This window comes from Streptomyces mangrovi, assembly GCF_900114215.1.
Taxonomy (GTDB): Bacteria; Actinomycetota; Actinomycetes; order Streptomycetales; family Streptomycetaceae; genus Streptomyces; species Streptomyces barkulensis.
Window position 1 is genome coordinate 19449 of sequence record NZ_FOSG01000004.1, and the last position, 25382, is coordinate 44830.

At 75.2% G+C, this 25382-nt stretch carries 18 protein-coding genes, 1 tRNA gene and 1 pseudogene; 13 read left to right on the top strand and 7 right to left on the bottom strand.

Annotated elements, in window-relative coordinates; genetic code table 11:
- The first annotated feature begins 195 nt into the window (after positions 1 to 195).
- The 5 genes from selA to BM237_RS06640 all read left to right on the top strand — a co-directional run bounded on the left by selA (position 196) and on the right by BM237_RS06640 (position 5346).
- Complete coding sequence (gene selA / locus BM237_RS06620; RefSeq protein ID WP_093848600.1) at positions 196 to 1587, top strand: L-seryl-tRNA(Sec) selenium transferase; 1392 nt, start codon at positions 196 to 198, stop codon at positions 1585 to 1587.
- Between the two features lie 8 nt (positions 1588 to 1595).
- The gene (locus BM237_RS06625; RefSeq protein WP_093848884.1) at positions 1596 to 3413 is read left to right on the top strand and encodes a selenocysteine-specific translation elongation factor; all 1818 of its coding nucleotides are present in this window, start codon (positions 1596 to 1598) and stop codon (positions 3411 to 3413) included.
- A gap of 74 nt (positions 3414 to 3487) precedes the next feature.
- Positions 3488 to 3952: a hypothetical protein gene (locus tag BM237_RS06630; RefSeq protein ID WP_093848601.1), complete on the top strand. Its 465-nt coding sequence runs from the start codon at positions 3488 to 3490 to the stop codon at positions 3950 to 3952.
- A gap of 105 nt (positions 3953 to 4057) precedes the next feature.
- Positions 4058 to 4612: a DoxX family protein gene (locus BM237_RS06635; protein ID WP_093848885.1), complete on the top strand. Its 555-nt coding sequence runs from the start codon at positions 4058 to 4060 to the stop codon at positions 4610 to 4612.
- Between the two features lie 110 nt (positions 4613 to 4722).
- A complete protein-coding gene (locus BM237_RS06640; protein ID WP_217655807.1) occupies positions 4723 to 5346 on the top strand; it encodes a DUF6939 family protein in 624 nt (207 codons plus the stop codon).
- A 45-nt stretch (positions 5347 to 5391) separates the two neighbouring features.
- Here the strand turns inward: BM237_RS06640 and BM237_RS06645 are convergent.
- Positions 5392 to 5484 (bottom strand) — tRNA-Sec (locus tag BM237_RS06645).
- A gap of 148 nt (positions 5485 to 5632) precedes the next feature.
- Here BM237_RS06645 and selD point away from each other — a divergent pair.
- Positions 5633 to 6697, top strand: a complete 1065-nt coding sequence (selD, locus tag BM237_RS06650) for a selenide, water dikinase SelD (RefSeq protein ID WP_093848602.1) — start codon at positions 5633 to 5635, stop codon at positions 6695 to 6697.
- 86 nt (positions 6698 to 6783) lie between these two features.
- Here selD and fdh read toward each other — a convergent pair whose 3' ends face one another.
- From fdh to BM237_RS06670, 3 genes are all read right to left on the bottom strand, one after another.
- Complete coding sequence (gene fdh / locus BM237_RS06655) at positions 6784 to 10068, bottom strand: formate dehydrogenase (protein WP_175540904.1); 3285 nt, start codon at positions 10066 to 10068, stop codon at positions 6784 to 6786.
- A gap of 134 nt (positions 10069 to 10202) precedes the next feature.
- Positions 10203 to 11348 (bottom strand): NrfD/PsrC family molybdoenzyme membrane anchor subunit, encoded by a 1146-nt coding sequence (gene nrfD, locus BM237_RS06665; protein ID WP_425443658.1) that lies wholly within the window; start codon positions 11346 to 11348, stop codon positions 10203 to 10205.
- Complete coding sequence (locus tag BM237_RS06670) at positions 11345 to 12403, bottom strand: 4Fe-4S dicluster domain-containing protein (protein ID WP_093848605.1); 1059 nt, start codon at positions 12401 to 12403, stop codon at positions 11345 to 11347. Before BM237_RS06670 ends, nrfD begins: the two co-directional genes overlap by 4 nt.
- Before the next feature lie 227 nt (positions 12404 to 12630).
- On the opposite strand from BM237_RS06670, the gene BM237_RS06675 reads away from it, so the two are divergent.
- From BM237_RS06675 to BM237_RS06685, 3 genes are all read left to right on the top strand, one after another.
- Positions 12631 to 13200: a Clp protease N-terminal domain-containing protein gene (locus BM237_RS06675; RefSeq protein ID WP_245793492.1), complete on the top strand. Its 570-nt coding sequence runs from the start codon at positions 12631 to 12633 to the stop codon at positions 13198 to 13200.
- A gap of 31 nt (positions 13201 to 13231) precedes the next feature.
- Positions 13232 to 14302 carry an EamA family transporter gene (locus BM237_RS06680; protein ID WP_093848606.1) on the top strand — a complete coding sequence of 357 codons (1071 nt, stop codon included), beginning with the start codon at positions 13232 to 13234 and terminating at the stop codon, positions 14300 to 14302.
- A gap of 241 nt (positions 14303 to 14543) precedes the next feature.
- Entirely contained in the window at positions 14544 to 15548 is a 1005-nt protein-coding gene (locus BM237_RS06685; protein ID WP_245793493.1) for a DMT family transporter, read from the top strand.
- A gap of 102 nt (positions 15549 to 15650) precedes the next feature.
- On the opposite strand, the gene BM237_RS06690 is transcribed toward BM237_RS06685, so the two are convergent.
- The gene (locus tag BM237_RS06690) at positions 15651 to 16331 is read right to left on the bottom strand and encodes a pyridoxamine 5'-phosphate oxidase family protein (RefSeq protein ID WP_093848607.1); all 681 of its coding nucleotides are present in this window, start codon (positions 16329 to 16331) and stop codon (positions 15651 to 15653) included.
- Between the two features lie 79 nt (positions 16332 to 16410).
- On the opposite strand from BM237_RS06690, the gene BM237_RS06695 reads away from it, so the two are divergent.
- Positions 16411 to 17751 carry an aminotransferase class I/II-fold pyridoxal phosphate-dependent enzyme gene (locus BM237_RS06695; RefSeq protein ID WP_093848888.1) on the top strand — a complete coding sequence of 447 codons (1341 nt, stop codon included), beginning with the start codon at positions 16411 to 16413 and terminating at the stop codon, positions 17749 to 17751.
- A gap of 13 nt (positions 17752 to 17764) precedes the next feature.
- On the opposite strand, the gene BM237_RS06700 is transcribed toward BM237_RS06695, so the two are convergent.
- The gene (locus tag BM237_RS06700; RefSeq protein WP_093848608.1) at positions 17765 to 18793 is read right to left on the bottom strand and encodes a DMT family transporter; all 1029 of its coding nucleotides are present in this window, start codon (positions 18791 to 18793) and stop codon (positions 17765 to 17767) included.
- Positions 18794 to 18866: 73 nt separating this feature from the next.
- On the opposite strand from BM237_RS06700, the pseudogene BM237_RS06705 reads away from it, so the two are divergent.
- Positions 18867 to 19763: pseudogene (locus tag BM237_RS06705) on the top strand (LysR family transcriptional regulator); the annotation flags it as partial.
- A gap of 32 nt (positions 19764 to 19795) precedes the next feature.
- Here BM237_RS06705 and BM237_RS06710 read toward each other — a convergent pair.
- On the bottom strand, positions 19796 to 21946 hold the full coding sequence (locus BM237_RS06710) for a S9 family peptidase (protein WP_093848609.1): 2151 nt from the start codon (positions 21944 to 21946) through the stop codon (positions 19796 to 19798).
- A gap of 222 nt (positions 21947 to 22168) precedes the next feature.
- On the opposite strand from BM237_RS06710, the gene BM237_RS06715 reads away from it, so the two are divergent.
- The gene (locus BM237_RS06715; RefSeq protein ID WP_093848610.1) at positions 22169 to 22879 is read left to right on the top strand and encodes a GntR family transcriptional regulator; all 711 of its coding nucleotides are present in this window, start codon (positions 22169 to 22171) and stop codon (positions 22877 to 22879) included.
- A gap of 324 nt (positions 22880 to 23203) precedes the next feature.
- The gene (locus BM237_RS06720; protein WP_093848611.1) at positions 23204 to 25306 is read left to right on the top strand and encodes an ATP-binding SpoIIE family protein phosphatase; all 2103 of its coding nucleotides are present in this window, start codon (positions 23204 to 23206) and stop codon (positions 25304 to 25306) included.
- Positions 25307 to 25382 lie beyond the last annotated feature (76 nt).

A 25382-nucleotide genomic window follows, 5' to 3' on the forward strand; every position in this document is an offset into this window, starting at 1 on the left:
GTGCGGGCACGTGCCGGAACGCGGCGCACGGCGGTGCGGCACCACGGTGCCGGGCCACCGCGCGCCTATCCTGGCCGACGCCCCGCGCCACGCCGGCAGCCGCCGTCACCCGTCCGCGGCCGCGCCGGACGGCACCGGACCGGCGGCGGACGGCCGGGCCCCTACCCGTACCGCGTCCCACCAGGAGGCCACCGGATGGACCGCGACACCGCGACGGCGGACGTACAGACGGCGGATGCGCAGGCGGCGAGGAAGCCTGCGGCCGACGTGCGGCGCCGGCTCCCCCGTACGGACGCGGTGCTCGCCGATCCCCGGCTGGCCGAGGCCGCCCGGCGCCTGGGCCGCGCCCTGGTGAAGTCCGAGGCGGTCCGCGCCCTGGAACGCGCCCGGGCCGGCGAGATCCCCCCGGAGTCCGTCGCCGACGCCGCGGCCGGGGCGCTGCCCCCGACGGCCGGGGGACTGCGGCCGGTGGTCAACGCCACCGGTGTACTGCTCCACACCAACCTGGGCCGGGCCCCCCTGTCGCGGGCCGCCCGGGAGGCGGTGGACGCCGCCTGCGGTCCCACCGACGTGGAACTCGACCTGACCACCGGCGCCCGCTCCCGGCGAGGGGCCTCCGCCCTGGACGCCCTGTGCGGGGCGGTGCCGCACGCCGAGGCCGCCCATGTGGTGGGCAACGGCGCGGCCGCCCTCGTCCTGGCCGCGACCGCGCTCGCGGCGGGGAAGGAGATCGTCGTCAGCCGGGGCGAGATGGTCGAGATCGGTGACGGCTTCCGCCTGCCCGACCTGCTGGTGTCCACCGGCGCCCGGCTGCGCGAGGTCGGCACCACCAACCGGACCTCGGCCGAGGACTACGCGGCCGCCATCGGACCCGGCACCGGCTTCGTGCTGAAGGTCCACCCCTCCAACTTCCGCATCACCGGCTTCACCCGCTCGGCCTCCGTGGCCGAACTGGCCCGGATCTGCCCTCCCGGCGTCCCCGTCGTCGCCGACATCGGCTCCGGGCTGCTGCGCCCCGAACCGGTGCTGCCGGACGAGCCGGACGCCTCCGGCTGGCTGCGCGCGGGCGCGTCCCTGGTCACCGCCAGCGGTGACAAACTGCTCGGCGGCCCGCAGTGCGGCCTGCTCCTGGGCCGGGCCGGCCTGGTGCGGCGCCTGGCCCGCCATCCGCTGGCCCGCGCGCTGCGCGTGGACAAGCTGACACTGGCGGCCCTGGAGGCCACGGTGCGCGGCCCCGCCGCCCCCGTCCGCACCATGCTCCACGCCGACCCCGGCGGCCTGCGGGCACGCGCCGAGCGCCTCGCCGCCGAACTGCGCGGCGCGGACGTCGACGCCCGCGCCGCGGACAGTGAGGCAGCCGTCGGCGGGGGAGGGGCGCCCGGCGTCACCCTGCCCAGCGCGGCGGTGTCGCTGCCCGAGGAGTACGCCGGGCCCCTGCGGCTGGGCGAACCCGCCGTCCTGGGACGGGTGGAGGGCGGACGGTGCCTGATCGACCTGCGCACCGTCCCGCCGGAGCGGGACGCGGACGTGGCGGAGGCGGTGCGGCGGGCGGCCAAGGCCGCCGCGAACGGCCGGGGGGAGGAGTGAGCGCGGACGTGCACGTCATCGCCACCGCCGGCCACGTCGACCACGGCAAGTCGACCCTCGTCCGTGCGCTGACCGGCATGGAACCCGACCGCTGGGAGGAGGAGCGCCGCCGCGGCCTCACCCTCGACCTGGGCTTCGTGTGGACGTCCCTGCCCGGCGCCGGACGGATCGCCTTCGTCGACGTGCCCGGCCACGAGAGGCTGGTCGGCAACATGCTGGCCGGAGTCGGGCCCGTACCGGCCGTCCTGATCGCCGTCGCCGCCGATCAGGGCTGGCAGCCGCAGTCCGAGGAGCACCTCGCCGTCCTGGACGCCCTGCGGGTGCGGCACGGCGTACTCGCCGTCACCCGCGCCGATCTCGCCGACCCCGGCCCGGTCCGCGACGACGCGCTCACCAGGATCGCCGAGACCTCACTGGGGAAGGTCGAGGCCGTGCCCGTCAGCGCCGTCACCGGCGAAGGACTGGAGGAGCTGCGCGCCGCCCTGGCCCGGCTGACCGCCGCGCTGCCCGAACCCGACCGGGCCGCCGACGTACGGCTGTGGGCGGACCGCTCCTTCACCGTGCGCGGCCGCGGCACCGTGGTGACCGGCACCCTCGCCGCGGGCACGATCCGCACCGGCGACCACCTCGCCCTCGCCTCCGGCGACCGGTCGGTGGTCCGCGTACGCGGAGTGCAGTCCCTCAAGGAGGACCGTGACGAGGTGGGCGCGGTCGCCCGCGTCGCGGTCAACGTGCACGGTGCCGGAGCCGAGGCGCTGCGGCGCGGCGACGCCCTGCTCACCCCCGGCCGCTGGCTCGTCACCGGCCTGCTGGACGTACGGCTGCACGGCGACCCGGCGGCCGACCTGCCCCGGCATCTGGTGCTGCACGCCGGCTCCGCCGCCGTCCCCGTCACCGTACGGCCGCTGGGGGCGGACACCGCCCGTCTGACCCTTGAGCGCCCGCTGCCGCTGCGGGTGGGCGACGTGGCGCTGCTGCGGGACCCCGGGCGGCACCGGATTCCCGCCGGGATCACGGTGCTCGACGTCCGTCCGCCCCGGCTGAAGCGGCGTGGCGCGGGACGGGCCAGGGCCCGTGAGCTGGAGACGTCGGCCGGCGTGCCCGACGGCGTGCCCGACGGCGCGGCCCAGGTGCGGCGCCGGGGGCTGGTGCGGGGCGCCGAACTGCTGGCGATGGGGGTGCGGCCTCCGTACGAGCCCGTCGCCGGGGACTGGCTCGCCGATCCCGGCCACTGGGCCGGGCTGCGGCGCGCGCTGGCGCGGGCCGTGGAGGAGCACGCCGCCCGGCACCCGATGGACCCGGGGCTGCCCGCCGAGGCCGCCCGCCGCGCCCTCGGCCTGCCCGAACGCGCCCTCGTACGGGCTCTGGTGGACGCCGCTCCCCGGCCGCCCCTGGAACACCGCGACGGCCGGGTCTACGGCAGCGCCGCACGACCCCAGTTGCCGCCGCGGGTGCGCAAAGCGGTGGACACCGTACGTGCGGAGCTGCGCACCGCGCCCTTCCGTGCCCCGGAGGCGCACCGGCTGGCGGAACTCGGCCTCGACCCGAACACGGTCGCCGCGGCCGCGGCCGCGGGCGAACTGCTCCGGATCGGCGACGGGATCGTGCTGCTGCCCGGCGCCGACGGCCGGGCCGCCTCGCTGCTGGCCCGGCTGGAGCAGCCCTTCACCACCAGCGAGGCGCGCCGCGCCCTGGACACCACGCGCCGGGTCGTGATCCCCCTGCTGGAGCACCTGGACGCACGCGGTCTGACGGTCCGCCTGGACAACACCCGACGGCGCTGCGAGCGGCCGTCCGGGCGGGCGGCCGACGCACCGGAGGGCTGACGCGCCGTCCCGTCGGCCGCACCGGCCCACTACGCTCCCTGCGCGAAGCATCAGTGCGAGAAGGGGGCTTGCCGATGTCCGACCACCACTCCGGCGACCGGTCCGACCACCACTCCGGCGACCGGTCCGGCGACCGGTCCGGTGACCGGTCCGGCGACGCGACCGGCGCGAGGACCGCGAGGACCGGTACGCGTGCGCGCGGACTCATCAACGACGGGGACCCGCGTGTGGAGGCCGTCGAACGGCAACTGGGCCCGGAACTGGTCGAGCCGCTCCCTCCGGAGCGGCTGCGCTACCTCGCGGCCCTGGCCGTCGCCGTGTGCGACGAGCACGCCGACCGCGGCCGGCCCGCACGGCGTGAGGGGCGCGGCGGGCGCGTGGAACGCGCCCGTTCGGCCCATGCGGAGCGCAGCCGTGCCACTCGTGCGCTCGCGGGCGTCCTGGCGGGGGTGCTCCTGCTCCTGCTTCTGGTCCTGGCCGCCTCGGTGGTCGCGGCGGTGGCCGCCGCCGTCGTCGCCCTGTGGCGCGCCGTGCTCTGACACCGGCCGCGGCTGCCCCGAACGGGCCCGGGAAGTGGTGGGAGCGCGGGGGAGCGGTGAGGCTGGGGAGGGCGACCGACCCCCGGAGAGGTGATCCTCATGCCCATGCCCCCGATCGACCGCGGCGACCTGGGACTGCTCGTCCTCAGAGCGGGCACGGGCGGCGTCCTGTTCGCGCACGGCGCCCAGAAGCTCTTCGGCTGGTTCGGCGGACACGGCCCGGAGGGCACCCGGGAGGCCATGGAGTACATGGGTTTCACGCCCGGCAGGACGAGCGCGCTCGCCGCCGGGCTGGCCGAGGCCGGCGGCGGTGTGCTGCTGGCACTCGGCCTGGCCACGCCGGCCGCGGGAGCGGCGGTCGCGGGGACCATGACGGGGGCGGTATCGGTCCACGCCCCGGCGGGCTTCTTCGTCACCGAGGGCGGCTACGAGTACCCGGCCTTCCTGGGATTCGTCGCCACCTGTCTGAGCGTCACCGGCCCCGGGCGCCACTCCCTGGACCATGTGCTGGGCCACCGCCTCAACCGCCCCTGGGTGATGGCGGCCGCCTTCGCGGCGAGCACCGCGGCCGCGGCCGTCGTCCTGCGCCGCCGGGCGGGCGCGCTCGGCAGCGGACCGGAGCAGGCGACGCCTCCCGGCGCGGGCCCCGTCCCGGACTGACGGCGCCGGGGGCGCTCCTGAGCGGGCGTCCGGCACGGGGCACGGAGAGCCGGTGTCAGAGGCATGGGGGATGCTCGGTGGTCCGTAGCGCCGAGAGGGGAGCTTCCTCGATGACGATCCATGTGGCCGGCCGCCGCCGTACGCCCGACTCGCTGGGCAGGGCCTTTCCCGGTGCGGAGATCGTCGACGTGACCTCCCGGGCGGAGGAGCCCTGGGTGCGGCTGAGTCCCTTCTTCCCGCACGGCGGCATACCGGTGCCCTTCTCCGGCGGCCTGACGGGCCGGTCGGTGGAGGGCGTCTGGCAGGCGCTCAAGGTCTTCCGCGACACCGACGTCGACCTGTCGAAGCTCGACGTCACGACGATGCGCGGGCTGAAGCGGACGGTGCGGCGGTACGGGCCGGTGCTCGGGCACCGCGCGGGCCCGTCGGGGGAGCGGCTGCTGGGGTACGAGGCGGCCCGCCGCCTCATCTATCTGCCGTCCTACCGGTGGGTCCTGGAGAACCGCGTCGCGGACCTGGTCTCCCGGCTCCGGGAGACGGCCGCGGAGACGGATGTGGTGCTGCTCGACCACACCACCAACGGCGACGTCGCCGACCTGGCCACCCCGCTCTCCCACGCGGCACTCCTGCGCTCCTGCGTCGAGGGCCGCCGGCCGAGCGAGGAGGAACCACCGGGCGAGGCGCCGGGACCGGCCGCCGAACCGGAGCCGGGGGAGGGCGTACGGACGTGGTGAGCGGCGGCTGAACGGCGGCGGGCCGCAGGCCCGGTGGGCGGCCGGCGGAGGCGGATGGGAATCGAACCCACCTGCCCGAGATCCTCGGGCACCTCGGTTTTGAAGACCGGGAGGGCCACCAGGCACCCTTACGCCTCCATGCCGCCGGGACACTCGTGCCCGGACCTGGATCATCCAAACGCCGCCGCTCGGGGGGAGTCAATCTCCTCCTGCGGCGTTTCGGCCGGTGACCGAGGGGCAGTCAGTGCCCCGACATCCGGCACGGGGGCGGTGAGAGGGGATCGCGATGTACACCCGGAACGAGACGGACGGCCACCGGGACGGAGGTGCGGTGGAGACAGTGGAGACACCCGTACGGCTGACCCGCTACGCCCACGGCGGCGGCTGCGCCTGCAAGATCCCGCCCGGCGAACTGGAGGAGGCCGTGGCCGGGCTGACGGGCATCCAGCCCACCACCGAGCCCGCCGGCGAGCTGCTGGTCGGGCTGGACACCGGCGACGACGCGGCCGCCGTGCGCCTGCCCGGGCCGGAGGGCGGCCCCGCCGTCGTCGCCACCGCCGACTTCTTCACCCCCGTGGTGGACGACCCCTACCACTGGGGGCGCATCGCCGCCGCCAACGCGCTGTCGGACGTGTACGCGATGGGCGGCCGCCCCCTGGTGGCGGTGAACCTGCTGGGCTGGCCGCGCGGGAAGCTGCCGTTCGAACTGGCGCGGGAGGTGCTGCGCGGCGGGCTGGAGGTCGCCGCGCAGGCGGGCTGCCACGTCGGCGGCGGCCACAGCGTCGACGACGTCGAGCCCAAGTACGGCATGGCCGTCACCGGGATCGCCGACCCGGACGCACTGCTGCGCAACGACGCCGGGCGGCCGGGGGTGCCGCTGTCGCTGACCAAGCCGCTGGGCCTGGGCGTGCTCAACAACCGGCACAAGGCCACCGGCGAGTTCTTCGGGCACGCGGTGGAGACCATGGCGGCCCTCAACCGGGAGGCGGCGCGGGCGGCCCTGGCGGCGGGCGCGCGGTGCGCCACGGACGTCACCGGCTTCGGCCTGCTGGGCCACCTGTACAAGATGGCGCGCGCCTCGGGGGTGAGCGCCGTGGTGGACTCATCGGCCGTCCCCTACCTGGACGGCGCGCGGGAGGCGGTCCGCGACGGCTACGTCAGCGGCGGCACCCGCCGCAACCTCGACTGGGTCGTCCCGCACACCGACTTCGGCTCCGCGGACGAGCACACCCGGCTGCTGCTGGCCGACGCCCAGACCTCCGGCGGCCTGCTGGTGGCCGGGGAGATCCCCGGCGCGCCCGTGATCGGAGAGCTGGTCCCGGCCGGGGAGCACGCCCTGGTGATCCGCTGACGGGGCACCGCCGGAGCACGGGCCGGATCCCGCCGGGACCCCGCCGGGGGCGGCACGGATAGGCGCATGCCGCCCCCGGCGGGCCGTCACATCTCCCGGCCCGTCTCCTCGGTGATCCCCGACCGCACCCGGTACTCGCGCACCAGATCCAGCAGCTCCGGCCCGCGCGGCCGCCGCCCCGGCCGGATGTCGCACGCCAGCGCCTTGGTCTCCTGGATGTGCACGTTCGGATCCAGCGCCAGGTGGAGCAGCTCGTTGGCCGAGTCCCCGCGCGAGTAGCCGTTGGGGCCCCAGTGGTAGGGGAGGCCGACCTGGTGCAGGGTCCGGCCCTGCACGGTGATCGGCGACATCCGGTCGGTCACCATCACCCGGGCCTCGATCGCGGAGCGGGCGCTGACCACCGTGGCCCAGCCCATGTGCTCCAGTCCCCGCTCGGCCGCCAGTTCCGGCGAGACCTCGCAGAAGAACTCCGGCTGGAGCTCGGCCAGATACGGCTGCCACCGTGACATGCCGCCCGCGGTGTGGTGCTCGGTGAGCCGGTAGGTGGTCGCCACGTACGGGAACACCTCAGAGCCCGGCTCCGCGCCGATGGGCTGGTACCGGTTGGCCGGGTGCGGCTTCCCCAGCACCCGGACGGGGTTGCGCTGCTGGCGGTAGAGCGGGTTGGTGAACGGCGTCTCCTGCGGTTCGTAGTGCGTCGGCAGCGGCCCGTCCAGCAGGCCGGTGGGCACGTACAGCCAGGCCTTGCCGTCGGCCTGCATGATGAAGGCGTCGGTGCCCGACAGGGCGTCGGGCCCCTCGGCGTCCTCGGCCGGTACGTGGTCCGGGCGCCGCTTCTTCGGGAAGTCCGGGACGTCGTGCCCGGTCCACTGCCCCTTCTCCTCGTCCCACCACACCAGTGCCTTGCGCTCGCTCCACGGCCTGCCCCCGGGATCCGCCGACGCCCGGTTGTACAGGATCCTGCGGTTGGCGGGCCAGGCCCAGCCCCACTCGGGGGCCACCCAGTTCTGCTGTTCCCCCGGTTTGCGGCGCGCCGCCTGGTTGACGCCGTCGGCGCGGACGCCGCAGTAGATCCAGCAGCCGCACGCCGTCGAGCCGTCGCCCTTGAGCTGGGTGTAGGAGGACAGCGGCCCGCCGTCGGCGTCGAAGCCGTTGATCTCGGCGAGGACGGCCTCGGCATCCGGTTCGGCGCTGTCGCCGTGGACCGGGTAGTCCCAGGTCAGGTCCAGGACGGGACGGTCCCTGTCATCGGTGGAGCCGGCCAGCTTCTCCCGGATGATCCGCCCGAGGTGGTACATGAACCACAGGTCGCTGCGTGCGTCCCCGGAGGGTTCCACCGCCTTGTGGCGCCACTGGAGCATGCGCTGGGTGTTGGTGAAGCTGCCGTCCTTCTCGGTGTGCGTGGCCGCGGGCAGGAAGAACACCTCGGTGCGGATGTCCTCGGTGCGCAGCTCGCCCGACTCGATCTCGGGGCCGTCCTTCCACCAGGTGGCGCTCTCGATCAGGGAGAGGTCACGCACCACCAGCCAGTCCAGGTTCGCCATGCCCAGGCGCTGCATCCGGCCGTTGGCGGAGCCCACCGAGGGGTTCTCGCCCATCAGGAAGTAGCCCTTGCAGACCCCGTCCAGCTGGTTCTGCACGGTGGTGTAGGTGTCGTGCGAGCCGGTCAGGCGCGGCAGGTAGTCGAAGCAGAAGTCGTTCTCCTGTGTGGCGGCCTGACCCCAGTACGCCTTGAGCAGGCTCACCAGGTAGTCGCGCATGTTGCCCCAGTAGCCCCGCTTGCCCGCCTCGGCGTCGACGAAGGTGTCCAGGTCGGTGCCGGTGTGGGCGTGCGGCATGGGGATGTAGCCGGGCAGCAGGTTGAACAGCGTCGGGATGTCGGTCGACCCCTGGATCGAGGCGTGTCCGCGCAGGGCGAGGATTCCGCCGCCCGGGCGCCCGATGTTGCCCAGCAGGGTCTGGAGGATCGCCGCGGTCCGGATGTACTGCACGCCGACCGTGTGATGGGTCCAGCCGACGGCGTAGGCGAGCGCCGTGGTGCGGTCCCGCCCGGAGTTCTCGGTGATCAGCTCGCAGACCTTCAGGAACGTGTCGCGCGGTACGCCGCAGACCTCCTCGACCAGCTCCGGCGTGTACCGGGCGAAGTGCCGTTTGAGTACCTGGAAGACGCAGCGCGGGTCGCTGAGCGTCTCGTCCCGCCGGGGCTTGCCCTCGCCCAGGTCGGCGCCGCCGGAGCCGTGGGACTCGCCGCGGGCCTCCCCCGAGAGCTCGTCGACGCTCTCGTCGGAGGACGCCTCGTTCCCTCCGCCGGTGTCCGGGTAGTTCTGCTCCCGGTGTCCCGAGGCGGCCTGCGCCCGCATCCCCTCGTACTGCCAGGTGCTCGCGTCGTACGTGCGGTGCTCCGTGTCCAGTCCGGAGAAGACGCCGTCGAGGTCCTCGGTGTCACGGAAGTCCTCGTTCAGGATCACCGGTGCGTTGGTGTAGGCCAGCAGGTAGTCGCGGAAGTACTTCTCCTCGCTCAGGACGTGGTTGACGATCGCGCCGAGGAACGCGATGTCGCTGCCCGCGCGCAGCGGCACGTGGACGTCGGACAGCGCGCTGGTGCGGGTGAACCGCGGGTCGACGTGGATCACCTTCGCGCCCCGGGCCTTGGCCTCCATCACCCACTGGAACCCGACCGGGTGGCACTCGGCCATGTTCGAGCCCTGGATGACGATGCAGTCCGAGTTCTGCAGGTCCTGCTGGAAGGTGGTCGCGCCGCCGCGGCCGAACGAGGTCCCCAGACTGGGGACCGTGGAGGAGTGTCAAATACGTGCCTGGTTCTCGATCTGTACGGCGCCCAGCGCCGTGAACAGCTTCTTGATCAGGTAGTTCTCCTCGTTGTCGAGCGTGGCGCCGCCCAGGCTCGCGAAGCCCATGGTGCGCCGCACCCGCTTGCCGTCGTGCTCCTCCTCCCAGCCCGACCGGCGCGACTCGATCACCCGGTCGGCGATCATGTCCATCGCCGTGTCCAGGTCCAGCCGCTCCCACGCGGTGCCGTGCGGCCGCCGGTAGAGCACCTGCCGGGCGCGGGCCGAGCCGGTGGTCAGCTGGAGGCTGGCCGCGCCCTTGGGGCACAGACGTCCCCGCGAGACCGGGGAGTCGGGGTCGCCCTCGATCTGGGTGACCTTCCCGTCCTCGACGTAGACGTTCTGACCGCAGCCGACCGCGCAGTAGGGGCAGATGGACTTCACCACCCGGTCGGCGGTCTCCACCCGCGGTGTCAGGTTCGCGGTGTGCTCGCTGCTCGCCGCGGCGCCGCGGCCCAGCGGGTCGTCACCGGTGAGCTGCCGGTAGACCGGCCAGGAGTTGATCCAGGTTCGGATGCCCACGACTGCCGTCCTCGCTGAACTCGTGCCACTGGTCTGCGGTGCGACCGCCCGTGCCGCCCCTGTAGGGGGACGGCACGGGCCACCCTGTCACCGGTCTCCCGGGGTACCCGGGGCCGCGCCCGCCAAACCGGCGTTCACACCGCCGGCCCGTCGTTCCCACTGTCCGTGCCGTTCCCGCTGCCCGTGCCGCCCGTACCGTCCGCTCCGCCGCCGGCGTGCTCGCGGCGGCGCTCCCGGGCGCGGGCGCGCAGCCGTTCGCGCTGGGGCAGGACCGTGTACTTCGGATCCTCCGCGGACGCCACGCCCGCGTTGAAGACGCCGAACCGCAGGGCCGCCGAACCGGCCAGCAGGGCCGCGCCCGAGAGCGCCGCGGCCGTCCGGCTGCGCCGTCCGGCCAGCAGCCCGGCGGCCGCGCCGGCCGCGGTGAGCACCTTCGAGGCGCGCATCAGGACTCCGGGCCCGCCGCGCTCCAGCGGCTCGGCGGCCAGGCCCATGCGGCGAGTCATCACCGCCGCGGCCCCCAGTTCGAGCGCGGCCCCGAAGACGGCGGCCCGGCGGGCCGGGCCGGCCTGTTCCACGGGAGCGGCCAGCATGCCCAGCCCGGCCGCCGCCGCTGCCCCCGAGCCGGTGAAGACGAACGGCAGTTCGCGGTAGCCCTCGTGCCAGGACGGCACGGCCGTGTCGGCGATCAGCACGGCCGTGTAGGAGGCGACGGCCGGACCCAGCACCGCCGCGCCGGCGGTGGCCGCCGCACCGGAACGCCGGAACAGACCGGTCGCGTCGGTGACGGCGGACACCCCGGCGAGCGGGCCGTAGGCGGCCAGGAGCCAGGACCCCATGCTCATGGGCGAGGTGGGCTTGGCGACCCGCAGCATGTTGTAGAAGCGCCCCGGGCGGCCCAGATCGTGGATCAGCGCCACCGTGGAGGCGGAGATGGCCCCCAGTGCCCCGATCTTCGCCGACCGGGCCAGGACGCGGCGCCCGGTGGCATGCGCCCCGGCGGCCAGCAGCGAGGACCCCCCGGCCAGGCCCCCCAGGAAGAGGTAGCCCGCGATGTCGAGGGCCTTCCAGGTGGGCCGGTTGAGGATCGGCATGCCGTAGTACGAGGTGAACTCGGTCTCGGGGACTACCGGCTGCTCCCCGCGCCGGCGCCTGCGGCGGTGCCTGCCACCGCCCTGGCCTGCCGCCGCCGTCCGGCCGGGGTGCTCGCCGTCCGTCTCCGCCCCGCCGGGGCCGCCGGGGGTGACCGGGCCCGGCACGTTCGGCTCGGGGGTGCTCACCGGCGCCTCCCCGCGAAGCAGGCGGCCACCCCGGCGGCCATCGCCGCCGCCGCGACCGCCGCGTGCCGCCACATCGACGGCAGGTCACGGGTGGTCACCACCGGGTCGGGCGGCATGCCGTAGGCCTCCGGTTCGTCCAGCAGCAGGAAGAAGGCGCCGTCACCGCCGACGCCGTCGCCTGGGTCCTCGCCGTACAGCCGGGCGTCGGGCACGCCCGCGGCGTGCAGTTGCGCGACCCGGGCGGCGGCCCGCTCCCGAAGCTCGTCCAGGGGGCCGAACTGGATGGAGTCGGTGGGGCACGCCTTGGCGCAGGCCGGTTCCATCCCCGCGCCCAGCCGGTCGTAGCACAGGGTGCACTTCCAGGCGCGGCCGTCTTCCTCGCGCTGGTCGATCACCCCGTAGGGGCAGGCCGGGACGCAGTAGCCGCAGCCGTTGCAGATGTCCTCCTGGACGACGACGGTGCCGAACTCGGTGCGGAACAGCGAGCCCGTGGGGCACACGTCCAGACAGGCCGCGTGGGTGCAGTGCTTGCACACGTCCGAGGCCATGAGCCAGCGCAGTTCGGTGCGCCCGTCGGGTGCGATCGGGGAGATCTCGCCGGTGGGGGCGCCCGGACCGTCCCCGGCCGAGGCACCGGGCCCGCGGGCCGTGGCGTCCAGGCGTCCGGCGGCGGCGAAGACGTCGAAGTCGCCCATGTCCTCCGCGCCGCCGGCGCCGGCCGCGGGGCCGTGCGCCACACCCGGTTCCTGGCTCCCCAGGGGCTTGCGCTGCTCGATGAAGGCCACATGCCGCCAGGTGGAGGCGCTCAGCCCCTGGGAGTTGTCGTAGGACATCCCGGTCAGTTCCAGGCCGTCCTCGGGCACGGCGTTCCACTCCTTGCACGCCACCTCGCACGCCTTGCAGCCGATGCAGATCGAGGTGTCGGTGAAGAAGCCCACGCGCTGCGGGTGGTCGCGGTGGCCCGCGGCGCCCGCCACGTCCGGCTGCGCGCCGTGGAGCAGACCCCCCGAGGCGGACGGCCCGGTGTCCCCGGTCTGTGCGGCGGTGTCGGTCATGGAGCCCCTGTCTCCCTTCCAGTGCACCTGTCGGCGGCTGTGCTGTCCACGAGTCCCCGGGAGACGGCCGGACGAAACGGGGCCGTTCGTTCCTCCGTCCGGGGAAGGAGACGACGGGCCGCGCCCCCGCCCCCGGGGGGACGCGCGAATGGGCCGCGGCGCGGATGCCCGGGCGCCGGCGGGGTGATGGGGTGGGGAGCGTGCACAGTCATACGTCCCGCCCGGCCATGGCCGGGCGGAGGCCGAAGGTCTGCGCCGCGCTCGGCCCGGGGCCGGCGGCGGCGCTGTCGAGCGCGCGCCGCCGCGCCGTGCGGGACGGGGACCGGCAGGTCGACACCGCCCATCTGCTGCACGGTCTGGTCGAGTCGGACCCGGCCGTACGCGAGGCACTCGGCGGCACGGCGCGCCTGACGCGGGTCCTCGGCTATCTGGCGCAGCGCAGCATCGGCTACGGGCTGCGCTGGCGGCGAACCGTCGAAGGCGCGGCGGGCGCGGCGGGCACGGTCGAAGAGGCGCTGGCCGCCGCCCCGGCCGGTGTCCTCGGCTGGTCCCCCGCCGCCGCGGCGGCCCTGGAGGACGCGCTCCGGCGGGCACGGGGCGGGGCACGGGTGGAGGGCGTGGACCTGCTGGACGCGCTGCTCGCCGATCCGTGCTGCCGGGCGGTGGAGGTGCTGCGCCGCACGGGCGCCGTCCCCGTCGCGGCCCCGGTCTCGGCCTCCGTCCCCGCCGCCGTGGGGACGGAGGCGCAGGACGCCGGGGGCAGCTCACCGCAGCTCTGTCAGGGGCGCAGTCGCTGACACTCCTGTCGGGTGCTGGCATGATGGGCCGGTGAATGCTCCCACTTCCCCGACCGCCCCTTCGAGGGCGAGGAGCGGCCTCACCCTCGCCCTCGTCTCCGCCGTCGCCTTCGGCGGTTCCGGCCCGGCGGCGAAGCCGCTGATCAACGCGGGGCTCGATCCGCTGCACGTCACCTGGCTCAGGGTCGCGGGCGCCGCCGTCGTGCTGCTGCCGCTGGCCTGGCGCCACCGCGGCCTGCTGCTGCGGCGGCCGGCGCTGCTGGCCGGGTTCGGGCTGCTGGCCGTCGCGGGGGTGCAGGCGTGCTACTTCGCGGCGATCTCCCGCATCCCGGTCGGGGTCGCCCTGCTGGTGGAGTACCTCGCGCCCGCGTTGGTGCTGGGCTGGGTGCGCTTCGTCCAGCGCCGCCCGGTGAGCCGGGCGGCGGGGGTCGGGGTGGTGCTCGCGGTCGGCGGCCTGGCGTGCGTGGTGGAGATCTGGGCCGGGCTCGGCTTCGACCTCTGGGGGCTGCTGCTGGCGCTGGGCGCAGCCTGCTGTCAGGTCGGCTACTTCGTCCTGTCCGCCCACGGGGCCGGCGATCCCGGCAAGGACCCCGGCGAGGGCGGGGTTCCCGATCCGCTGGGCGTCATCGCCTACGGGCTGCTCATCGGCGCGCTGGTGCTCACCGCCGTCGCACGGCCCTGGGAGATGGAGTGGTCGGTGCTGGGCGGGAGGGCCGAACTGGCGGGCATGTCGGCATCCGGCGCACAGGTGCCCGCGGTCGTACTGCTGTGCTGGATCGTGCTGGTGGCGACCGTGGCCGCCTACCTGACCGGAGTGGTGTCGGTACGCAGGCTCTCGCCGCAGGTGGCGGGGGTGGTGGCCTGCCTGGAGGCGGTGGTGGCCACCATGCTGGCCTGGGTGCTGCTGGACGAGCGGCTGTCGGCGGTACAGCTGTTCGGCGGTGCGGTGGTGCTGGCGGGCGCGTTCGTCGCGCAGCGCGCCACGCCCGCGGCTTCTCCCGCACCGGCCGGGCCGGTGGCCGCGGGGGGCGGCGAGGGGGGAGCCACGGGTGAGGGAGGGCACGCGGGGGAGCTGTTGTCGCAGGACGCGCCCGCACCGTAGGGTGCGGGCATGCATTCGACCGTGCTTCCCCCGCCCGCCGCCTAGGGCGGGCCGCCGAGGAGAACCGCGCCGGCGTCAGTGCCGCCGCGCAGGTCATCGCTGCCCGCGTACGGGATCACATGACGACTTCCCGATACACGCGGAGAACCCACACGTGTCGAAACCCACTTCTGCCCTGTCCACCGCCGCGCCCACCGGCGGAAGCGGTGATTCCGCAAGCGGTTCCGTTCCGCCCGACGGACTGTCCGTCGGGCGCGGACTGCTCTACCTGATCGTCGCCGGAGTCGCCTGGGGCACCGCCGGAGCCGCGGCCGCCCTGCTGTACCGAGCCAGTGACCTGGGGCCGATCGCCCTGTCCTTCTGGCGCTACGTCGGTGGGATCGTCCTGCTGCTGGCGTTCCTCCCCCTGCGCCGCACCGCCCGTCCGGGCCGCCGGGGACGTGCCGCCCCGGCCGTGCCCGAACCGCGGCGCCGCCGCGTGGGGCGGATCGTGGCCACCGGGCTGGGTCTGACGCTCTTCCAGACCGCCTACTTCGCGGCCGTCCAGGCCACCGGGCTCGCCGTCGGCACGGTCGTCACCCTCGGCGCCGGGCCCGTGCTGATCGCGCTCGGCGCCCGGCTGACGATGGGCGAGCGGCTGGGGCGCGGCGGTCTGGCGGCCGTGGCCGGCGCGCTGGCCGGCCTGACGGTGCTGTATCTGGGTGGCGACGGGACCACGGTGCGGCCGCTGGGCGTCGGTCTCGCTCTGCTGTCCGCCTCCGGCTACGCCGCCGTCACCCTGCTGACCCGGTGGATGGGCCGCAACGGAGCGAGCGGCGACCCGTACTCCACCACCACCTGGGCGTTCGGTGTCGGCGCGGTGTGCCTGCTGCCGCTGGGACTGGCCGAGGGACTGCTGCCGCACGCCGCCGAGGACCCGGTGCGGGTGCTGCTCCTGCTGGCGTACACCGCCGCGGTGCCGACTGCGCTGGCGTACGCGCTGTACTTCGCGGGGGCGGCGGTCGTACGGTCGGCGACCGCCTCGGTGATCATGCTCATCGAACCGGTGAGCGCGGCCGTGATCGCCGTCGTGCTGCTGGGCGAGCGGCTGACCGCCGCGACCGTCACGGGCACCGCGCTGCTGCTCACCGCCGTGACGGGGCTGGCCATCGCCGAGGCACGCCTGGCCTCCGGGGCGCGCCGCAGGCCCGCCCCGGGCGCGGGCGTCGGGGGGACCGGAGGCGTCGGAGGCGGAGCCGGGGCGTGACAGCCGGAGTGTGAGGGGCCGAAGCGGGCGCGGGCGGAGGAACCACCCGCGCCCGCCCGTACCCCGCCCGCGCCGGCCGTCAGTCGGCCCGCGCCCGCCTCGTCAGAGCGCGGCGAGCGCGGTGAGATAGCCGGGCACCGCGGCGCCCGCGGCCATGTCCTCGGCCGGCACGGGAGTGCCGTAGACCCTCCGCACCGGCACCACGCCGCTCCAGTGGGGGAGGGAGAGGTCCTCCGGCTCGTCGTTCGGGCCGCCGGTGCGGACCTTCGCCGAGACCTCCTCCAGGTCCAGGGCGATGACGGCGGTGGCGGCCAGCTCCCGTGCGTCGGCCGGACGCGAGTCGGCCGAGCGTCCGGGGACGGCCTGGTCGACGATGGCGTCGAGGGCGACGGCCCGCTCGCTGGGGTCGTCGACCCGGTGCGCGGTGCCGTGCACCACCACCGAGCGGTAGTTGACCGAGTGGTGGAAGGCGGAGCGGGCCAGCACCAGTCCGTCCAGATGCGTCACCGTCAGGCAGACGGGCAGCCCCGAGCCGGAGGAACCCGTCGCCCGCAGCGGCCGGGAGCCGGTGGAGCCGTGGACGTACAGGCGCTCGCCGACCCGGGCGTAGAGCGTCGGCAGGACGACCGGTGCGCCGTCGCGGACGAAGCCGAGGTGGCACAGGTATCCGTCGTCGAGGATCGCGTGCACCAGTTCGCGGTCGTATGCCGCGCGCTCGCGGCCGCGGGTGGGAACGGTGCGCTCGGTCGGGGCGTACGCGTCCCCGGGGGCGGTGGTGGACATGGTGTTCGACTTCCTCTCGTGCGTGGCGGCCGGGCTCGCCGACTTGCTCCCGTTATTGCACTAGTGCATAATGTTCTTTGTGCTAGGAGAATATCGGATCGAGGGGCGGCGCGCTGCCGAGATCGCCGCCAGTGTGGAACGCGGGGTCGGCACGGGGGAGTTGGAGCCGGGCGGACTGCTGCCCCCCATGCGGGAGTTGGCGGCGGAGCTGGGCGTGAACCCCAACACGGTCGCCGCCGCCTACCGCACCCTGCGCGAGCGCGGAGTGATCGAGACGGCCGGACGGCGCGGCAGCCGGGTGCGCCCGCGCCCGGCCACCACCGCACGCGAGGCCATCGGCGTCGAGGCGCCCGAGGGCGCGCGCGACATCTCCACGGGCAATCCGGACCCGACGCTGCTGCCCTCGCTGAACACCGCGCTCGCCGCCGCCGCACGGCGTCACGAGCGGCACCCGACGCTCTACGGCGCCCCCGGGCTCACCGACGACCTGGCCCGGCTGGCGCGCGAGGCCTTCGACGCGGACGCGGTGCCGCCCGGTCCCGTCGCCGCCGCCTCCGGATCGCTGGACGCCATCGAACGGGTACTGGCGGCCCATCTGAAACCCGGCGACGCGGTCGCCGTGGAGGACCCGGGATGGGGGAGCCTGCTGGACCTCGTCCCGGCGCTGGGCCTGCGGACGCTCCCGGTCGCCCTGGACGACGACGGCCCGCTGCCCGAGTCGGTCGAACGGGCGCTGCGGCAGGGCGCGCGGGCCCTGGTCGTCACCGACCGGGCCCAGAACCCGACCGGCGCCGCAGTCTGCGCGTCGCGCGCCCGCGAACTGCGCCGAGTCCTGGCCGCACACCCGCGCGTACTGCTGATCGAGGACGACCACGGGCACGGCATCGTCGACCTGCCCCTGCACCCGCTGGCGGGCGAGGACGGCCCGGCCGAGCACTGGGCGCTGGTGCGCTCCACCGCCAAGGCCTACGGCCCCGACCTGCGGCTGGCGGTGCTGACCGGTGACGCCGTCACCGTCGACCGGGTGCGCGGACGGCAGCGGCTGGGCCCCGGCTGGGTCAGCCATCTGCTCCAGCGCACCGTCACCGCCCTGTGGGAGAGCCGGGCGGTCGACCCCGCGCAGGTGGCCGGCTCATACGGCCGCCGCCGCACCGCGCTGCTCGACGCGCTCGCCGCGCGGGGCGTCGAGGCGCACGGACGCAGCGGGATGAACGTGTGGGTGCCGGTGCCCGACGAGACCGGCGCGGTCGCCCGGCTGCTGCGGGCCGGCTGGGCCGTCGCCCCCGGGGCCCGTTTCCGGATCGCCTCATCGCCCGGCATCCGGCTGACCGTCTCGGCCCTGTCCGAGGACGAGGTCGGGCCGGTCGCCGACGCGGTGGCGGCGGCGATCCGGCCCGGCGAGGCGCGGCGGTACGGCTGAACCGTACCGCCTGTCACGGCCGCGCGCTCCGTGTCCGGATCCGTGTCCGGCCCCGTGCCCGGTCCTGTGTCCGGCTCTGTGTGAGGGCCGCGCCGACGAGTACGACCAGCGCGCCGACGGGGGTGCTCCAGGCCAGGTGCTCGTCCAGCAGCGCCACTCCGGCCGCCGTGGCGATCACGGGGATGAAGTACGTCACCAGGGTGGCCGTGGTCGGCCCCACCTCCGCCACCAGCCCGTACTGCAGCAGGAAGGCGACCCCGGTGCCCAGTGCGCCCAGTGCCGCGACCGCCAGCAGCGGCCCGGCGGGGAACGAGGCGGGGAAGGAGGTGAACAGAGGCGTGACCACGGCCAGTTGGAGAGTGCCGAGCAGAAGCTGGGAACCGGCCATCGCCACGTTGGAACCTCCCGCGCCCGCCAGCGTGCGCCGCACGTACACCCAGCCGACCGCGTAGCTGAGCGCGGCGACCAGCGCCATGGCCGTGCCGGCGGGATCCTGCCCGTCGAACCCCTGCCAGGCGCCGAGCACGGTCAGGACGCCCGCGAAACCGATGCCGAGCCCGGCCACCCGGCGCCGGGTGGGCCGGTCGTCGGAGAGGGCGACCAGGGAGAGCAGCATGCCCCACAGCGGGGTGGTGGCGTTGCAGATGCCCGCCAGGGTGGAGGAGATGGTCAGCTCGGCGTAGGAGAAGAGGGTGAACGGCAGCGCATTCAGCAGGAACGCCGAGACCGCCAGATGCCCCCAGGTGTGCAGGCCCCGCGGCAGCCGCTCACGCCGCACCAGCAGCACCGCGCCCAGAACGGCCGTGCCGAACACCAGGCGCCCCAGGGTGACCTGGAGCGGGGCGAAGCCGTGAGTACCGATCTTGATCAGCAGGAAGCTGAAACCCCAGATCAGGCTGAGGGCGGCGAAGCGCACGCGCCAGTCGACCGCGGGCGGGCGGCGGACGGACGCGGAACCCGGGGCAGCCGGAGCGGCGACCGGAGCGGTGGGGCCGGGGGAGTCGGGGAGCGGCGCGACGCCGGCGCGAGCGGAGGCGGACATGCGTCAACGATCGCGCCTTCAAAGATTAAGAACAAGCGAGAAGTTCTGGAGTGGACCGCTTAGTATCACTTACATGTTGAACCTGGACCGGCTCCGCATCCTCCACGCCGTCGCCCGCCACGGCTCGGTGAGCGGCGCGGCCGAGGGGCTGCACGTCACCACCTCGGCCGTCTCCCAGCAGATGGCCAAACTGGAGCGCGAGACCGGTCAGCAACTGCTCGCCAGGAACGGCCGCGGCGTCCGGCTCACCGATGCCGGCCGCCTGCTCGCCGAGCACGCCCGGCGTGTGCTGTCCCAGCTCGAACTCGCCGAGGCCGAACTGGAGGCGCACCGCGGCCGAGCCGTCGGCGAACTGCTGCTCGGAGCCTTCCCCACCGCCGCCCGGGGGCTGTTCCCCACCGCCCTGGCCGCCCTGCGCGCCGACCACCCCCAACTGCGCCCCCGGATGCGGGAGATGGAGCCCGAGGAGTCGGTACGGGCACTGGTGCGCGGGGACATCGACCTCGCGGTCGTCCTGGACTGGTACAACCGCCCGCTGTCCCTGCCCGGAGGACTGGCCAAGGAACCGCTCCTGGACGACCCGGCCGATGTGGCGATGCCCGCCGGTCATCCCCGCGCCGGGGCCCGGTGGGTGGAGCTGGCGGACTTCGCGGACGACGAGTGGATCTCCTGGCCCGGAGGCGAGTTCTGTCACGACTGGCTGCTGTTCACCCTGCGCGGCCAGGGCATCGAGCCCAGGCTGTGCCACACGGCCGGGGAGCACCACACCCAGCTCGCCCTGGTCGGCGCCGGGCTCGGGGTCGCCGTCGCGCCCCGGCTCGGACGCGGACCGCTGCCGAGGGGAGTGGCCGTCGCCCCCGTGCGGCACTCGATGAAGCGGCACGTCTACGCGGTCTGGCGGGAGGACGCCGACCGCAGGCCGTCCATCCGGGCGGCGGTGGAGGCGCTGCGCACGGCCGCGGACGGGGTCGGCGGCCGACGCGGAGGCCGCCCGCCCGGCCGTCACCCGTTCCCGGATCCGTTCCCGGATCCGCTCCCGAGCCCGAGCGCGTCGCGCAGGAAACCGAGCTCGAAACCGAGCAGCCGTCCGGCCGTTCTGTCGCCGCCGGTGTGCCCAGCGCCGGACAGCGGCAGCACCGTGTGCTCACGCCCGGCGGCCAGCAGTGCCGCCGACAGCCGCAACGTGTGCGCGAAGGCCACGTTGTCGTCGGAGGTGCCGTGCACCAGCAGCAGTGGACGGCGCAGCCGGGGGGCGTCGCGCAGCAGCGAGGAGCGCTCGTAGTTCTCCGGCTCCCGCTCCGGATGGCCCAGGTAGCGCTCCTTCCAGTGCGTGTCGTACATCCGCTGGTCGGTGGGGGCCGCTCCGGCGACCGCGGCGTGGAAGACCTCCGGGTGGCGCAGCACGGCCGCGGCGGCGAGGGTGCCCCCGAAGGACCAGCCGCGGATCGCCACCCGGCCCGCGTCCAGGTACGGACGTTCGGCCACCGCCGCGCGCAGGGCGTCGATCTGGTCCTCCAGTACGGGGGTGAGCTGGTCGCCGCGGATCTCCTTCTCCCACTCCGGTCCCCGCCCCGGGGTACCGCGTCCATCGGTGACCAGCACGGCGAAGCCCTGCTCGGCGAACCACTGGGCCACACACGCCCACCACGTCCGGGCCCGCACCACCAGCCGCATCCCCGGGCCGGCGTAGGGACTGAGCAGGACGGGCAGGGAACGGGCGTCCGGCGCGTCCGGGTCGTACCCCGAGGGCAGGAACAGCGCGCTGCGCAGCCGCCGGGTGCCGTGTACGGGGAAGACGGGGCGGGGCGTCACGACGGGCTCCTCGGCCAGGGAGGCGATCCGTCCCACCGCCGTACCGCCGCGCAGGACGGCGACCGTGTGCCCGCCCGGTGTCAGGCTGTCGAGCACCACGGTGCCACCCGCCGCGGCGGCCGAGTGCACCCCGGGCCCGTCGCTGACACGGCGGCAGCCCGTCCCCGGCGCCGTCGCCCACACATGCTCCTCGAGCGGGTCCTCGCACCCGGTGAACAGCACCTCGTCGCCGTCCGTGCCCAGCACCCCGGTGACCTGGAGACCCTCCGGGGTGAGGGTGTCGCCGACGCGCAGCCGCCGGGTTCCGGCCGACTCCTCGGCCCTCACCAGCAGCCCCGAGGCGGTGCGGCACGGCGCGCCCGGCACCAGTTCCACCCAGTGCCGGTCGCGCTGCTCGTGCAGGACGCGGGTGGCGCCCGTGACGGGATCGACCGCCAGGACCCGCAGCACGCGCTGGTCACGGTTCTGCACGGTGACCAGCGGACCGTGGGCGTCCCAGTCGGCGGCCACCACGTACTCGAAGGCCGCGCGGTCCCAGACGACCTCGGTGCGGCCGCCGTCGAGGGAGAGCAGATGCAGGGAGACATCGGCGTTGGGCGTACCCGCCGCCGGGTAGGCCATGGAGCGCGGCGGGAGGTCGGGACGCGCCGGATCGCAGACCCACCGCCGCCGCACCGCGGTGGTGTCCACCCGGGCCGCCAGCAGGGCCCGGCCGTCGGGCGCCCACCAGTGGCCGCGCAGCCGCCCCATCGACTCGGCCGACACATGGTCGGTCAGCCCGTACGTCACCGAAGGCCCCTCGGGGGCGGCCAGGCACCGGTCGCCCCCGAAGCCGCCGCCGAAGCCGGTGACGTGCAGTGCGCCGCCGGTGACGTAGGCGATCAGTTCCCCGTCCGGGGAGGGCCGCGGATCCACCACGGGGCCGGCCGCCGGCACCGGGAACGGCGCGCCGCCGCCGGTGTCCACCGCCCACAGCGCGCCGCCGAGCGCGTACACCGCACGCCGCAGCTCCCGGTCGGCCGCGTACGCCACCACGCCCGTGGACCGCTCGCGGGCCCGCTCGCGCCGCGCCCGCTCCTCCGGCGGGACCGGGCGCGTGCCGCCGCCCGCGCCGTACGGAGCGGCCAGCAGCCGCTCCGCGCCCTCCTCCCACAACCACAGCCGCCCGACGGGGTCGTCCCCGCCCCCGGTGCGGACGAACAGCACCCGCGCACCGTCCGGGGACACCGACGGGTGCCGGGGAACACCGAGTGAGAAGCGGCGGGTACGGGCCAACTGCTCCGGAAAGAGGGCCCGTCCGGGAAGGGGCGCGCCGTCGGGGGCCGCGGTGGTGGAAGGCATGGGAGCAGGCATAGCAGACGGCCGCCGGACCCGTCGCATCCGGTGCGGTTCCCGGCCTCCCGCGCAGGAGCGCGGCCGACCGGGCCCCTGACAGAGCGGCCGGGTCCTGCCCGCCCCGGTACGCCGGCCGGATCGCCGCCCGCCGCAGGACCACCGGCACGGCATGGGTGCCGCACAACGTGACATTTTATGGTGGGGCCACAAACCCACGGAGGGGAATCCATGAACGGGCTGAGATCCCGGAAACTCGTTTCGGTGCAGGAACGTCTGCGCGACCAGGTGGCCAACGCCCTCCGGGCCGCGCTGATCGCGGGCGAACTGCGGCCCGGGGTGACCTACTCCGCCTCCACCCTCGCCGCCGAGTACGGCGTCTCCGCCACTCCCGTCCGTGAGGCCATGCTGGACCTGGCGCACGAGGGGCTGGTCGAACCGGTGCGCAACAAGGGCTTCCGCGTCACCGAGTTGTCCGAGCGCGACCTGGACGAGTTCACCGAGATCCGCGCCCTGATCGAGATCCCGACCGTCGGCAAGGTGGCCAGGTCCGCCACGCGGGAGCAGTTGGGGGCCCTGCGCCCCACGGCCGAGGAGATCGTGGCGGCCGCGCGTGCCGGCGACCTCGTCGGCTACCTGGAGGCGGACCGCCGCTTCCACCTCGGCCTGCTCGCCCTGGCCGGCAACTCACGCCTCGCCGAGACGGTGGGCGACCTGCGCAAACGCTCCCGGCTCCATGGACTCGCCGGGCTCGCGGAAGCGGGGACGCTGGTGGCCTCCGCGCGGGAACACACCGAACTTCTGGACCTCATGCTGGCCGGCGACGCCGCGGCGGCCGAGGAACACATGCGCCGCCACCTGGCGCACGTGCGCTCCCCGCGGGGCGCACGCGAGCAGGGCGCCGGGCGCAGGCGCCCGGCACGGAAACCGGGAGCCCGCTGAGTCCTTCAGCGTCTTTCAGGGCTCTGCCGCGTTGCACAGCCGATCCTCCCCGGGCGCTTCCCCGAGGTTGCGGGTGATGTCGCCGAGGATGCCGGTGGTGACCACCACGCCGGGCCGGCCGCCGGGCTCCACGGGCCTGCCGTGGGGAAATCCTCTCGCTGATGAACCCGCCGTCCTCCTCGCTGACGAGCAGGGCACCGTCCGAGCGGCCGAGGACGACACCGCGGCGGGACGCGGCCGGGTTGCGGCCGGGTTGCGGCGGACGGAAGGAGGTCTTCTCCTGGGAAGCACGGGGTCTTGTGACGATGTCGTGGTGGGAGGCGTATGACCGGCCGTGGCGGGCCCCCCGGAACCGGGGCGGCGGGTTGGGGACAGCCCGCCGAGCTGGTGCTGGACGCCGCCGGTGCGGTGATGATGTGCACGCGGCCCGTGCTGGAGTTGCTGGGCGGCTCGGCCGGAGAGCTGCGCGGCAGGGAGCTGGAGTCCTTCCTCGAGGATCCGTCGGAGTGGGCGGAGCTGGCCGAGAGGGCTGAGCACGGCCGCCGCAGCGGCGGGCGCGCGGTGCTGCGGCGCGTCGGCGGCGGCCGGGTGGACGTGGACGTGAGCGTGTTCACGCTGGCCGGGGGAGGCGGGGCGCGTTTCCTCGTCTGGCTGGTGCCCGCGGCGGGAGCCGAGCTCGAGGACCGGTTCGGGATGCGGGTGGCCCTGGCCGGAGGCGGCGTGCTGGCCTCCAGCCCGCGCGCACAGCAGCGGCTGGACCTGCTGCACGCGGCGGCGGTACGCGTCGGCGGTTCGCTGGACGTGGCGCGCAACGCCGAGGAACTGGTCGATCTGCTGGTGCCGGTGTTCGCCGACCTGGGCGCGGTCGATCTGACCGAGGACGTGCTGACCGGGGAGGAACTCGGGGAGTTCGCCGCTGACGCGCCCATGAGGCGCGTCGCCGTGGCCGCCGGGGAGGGAATGTGGCCCGAGGAGGTCTACGGCCCCGGGGACACGTTCTCGATCGGGGATGTCGAGCGGGAGCACCTGCTGCGAGGGGTGGCCGGCACCATGCCGGACCTGAGCGAACTGCGGAGGGCGGCGGCACGGGATCCGCGGCGGTCCCGGCTGACCCTGCCCGGGGCCGCGACCTCCTTCCTGGTCCTCCCGCTGCGGGCGCGCGGGACCGTACTGGGGGCCGTACTGCTGTGGCGCACCGGGGACCGGCCTCCGTTCGACCGGGGTGACGCGACCCTGGCCGAGGAGATCGGCTCCCGGCTGGCCCTGGGCCTGGACAACGCCCGCCGGTACACCCGGGAGCGGCGCACGGCCGAGGCCCTGCAGCGCAGTCTGCTGCCTCCTCCGGAGGTGCGCCTGGCCGCGGCGGAGACCGCGGGGGTGTACGCGCCGGCCAGCACCGCGGCCGGGACCGGCGGGAGCTGGTACGACGTGATCCGGCTGTCCGGGGTCCGGGTGGCCTTCGTGGTGGGCAAGGTCGCCGGACACGGGGTGAACGCGGCCGGGGCGATGGGACGGCTGCGGTCGGCGGTGCAGACCCTGGCCGACCTGGACCCGCCGCCCGACGAACTGCTGAGCCATCTGGACGACCTGGTGACCCGTATCGGTGAGGACGAGGGGCGCCGGGCGGGACCGGCCGTCAGCTCCCTGCACGGAGCGACCTGCCTGTACGCCGCCTACGATCCGGTCACCGGGCGGTGTCTCCTCGCCAGCGCCGGCCATCCCGGCCCCGTCGTGGCCAGGAGGGAGGACCGCACGGCGGGTGATGTCGCGCTCCGTCCCGGGCCGCCGCTGGGGGGCGGGGCCGAGCCCTTCGAACCGCTGGAGCTGCTCCTGCGGCCGGGCGATGTCCTCGCCTTCCACAGCGGATCGCTCACCGCGACGGTGCGGAACACCGAACGGGACCTGGAGCGGATGTGCGAGGGCGCGCGGATCGCCGCGGGCACCCAGCAGCCGCTGAGCGAGGTCGGGCCCCGCCTCCTGGCCCGCCTGCGGGGGCGGAACCGGGACGAGGACTTCGCCCTGCTCCTGGCCCGCGTGGAGCGGGTTCCGCCCGAGGACACGGCCTTCTGGCGACTGCCCGCCGACCCCAGCCTCGTCGCGCACGCCCGGGCCCTGGCCTCCGCCCAGCTGGCGCAGTGGGACCTGGGCGAGCTGGACTTCGCCACCGAGCTGATCGTCAGCGAGCTGGTCACCAACGCCGTCCGCTACGCCGGCGGCCCCATCGGCCTGCGGCTGATCAGGAACCACCGGCTCGTCTGCGAGGTGTCCGACCCCAGCCAGTCCCAGCCCTACCTGCGCCGCGCCCGCCTGTCCGAGGAGGGCGGCCGCGGTCTGTTCCTCATCTCCCAGCTCGCCCACCGCTGGGGCAGCCGCTACACCCCCGGTGGCAAGACCATCTGGACCGAGCAGCTCACCGACGGCCCCTGAGTTCACCGGCGACCGCACCCCATGGAGCACGCCTCCGGGCCCGCCGGTGTCCACGGCAACGAGGTGCTCAGGGAGC

Excerpts from the sequence above, each read along its gene's own strand:
- BM237_RS06700 (WP_093848608.1), bottom strand. The coding sequence starts at position 18,793 with ATGTCCGCCTCCGCTCGCGCCGGCGTCGCGCCGCTCCCCGACTCCCCC.
- BM237_RS06635 (WP_093848885.1), top strand. The coding sequence starts at position 4,058 with ATGCCCCCGATCGACCGCGGCGACCTGGGACTGCTCGTCCTCAGAGCG.
- selA (WP_093848600.1), top strand. The coding sequence starts at position 196 with ATGGACCGCGACACCGCGACGGCGGACGTACAGACGGCGGATGCGCAG.
- BM237_RS06670 (WP_093848605.1), bottom strand. The coding sequence starts at position 12,403 with ATGACCGACACCGCCGCACAGACCGGGGACACCGGGCCGTCCGCCTCG.
- BM237_RS06710 (WP_093848609.1), bottom strand. The coding sequence starts at position 21,946 with ATGCCTTCCACCACCGCGGCCCCCGACGGCGCGCCCCTTCCCGGACGG.
- BM237_RS06720 (WP_093848611.1), top strand. The coding sequence starts at position 23,204 with ATGACCGGCCGTGGCGGGCCCCCCGGAACCGGGGCGGCGGGTTGGGGA.
- BM237_RS06640 (WP_217655807.1), top strand. The coding sequence starts at position 4,723 with ATGACGATCCATGTGGCCGGCCGCCGCCGTACGCCCGACTCGCTGGGC.
- BM237_RS06690 (WP_093848607.1), bottom strand. The coding sequence starts at position 16,331 with ATGTCCACCACCGCCCCCGGGGACGCGTACGCCCCGACCGAGCGCACC.
- BM237_RS06630 (WP_093848601.1), top strand. The coding sequence starts at position 3,488 with ATGTCCGACCACCACTCCGGCGACCGGTCCGACCACCACTCCGGCGAC.
- BM237_RS06715 (WP_093848610.1), top strand. The coding sequence starts at position 22,169 with ATGAACGGGCTGAGATCCCGGAAACTCGTTTCGGTGCAGGAACGTCTG.
- BM237_RS06675 (WP_245793492.1), top strand. The coding sequence starts at position 12,631 with ATGGCCGGGCGGAGGCCGAAGGTCTGCGCCGCGCTCGGCCCGGGGCCG.
- selD (WP_093848602.1), top strand. The coding sequence starts at position 5,633 with ATGTACACCCGGAACGAGACGGACGGCCACCGGGACGGAGGTGCGGTG.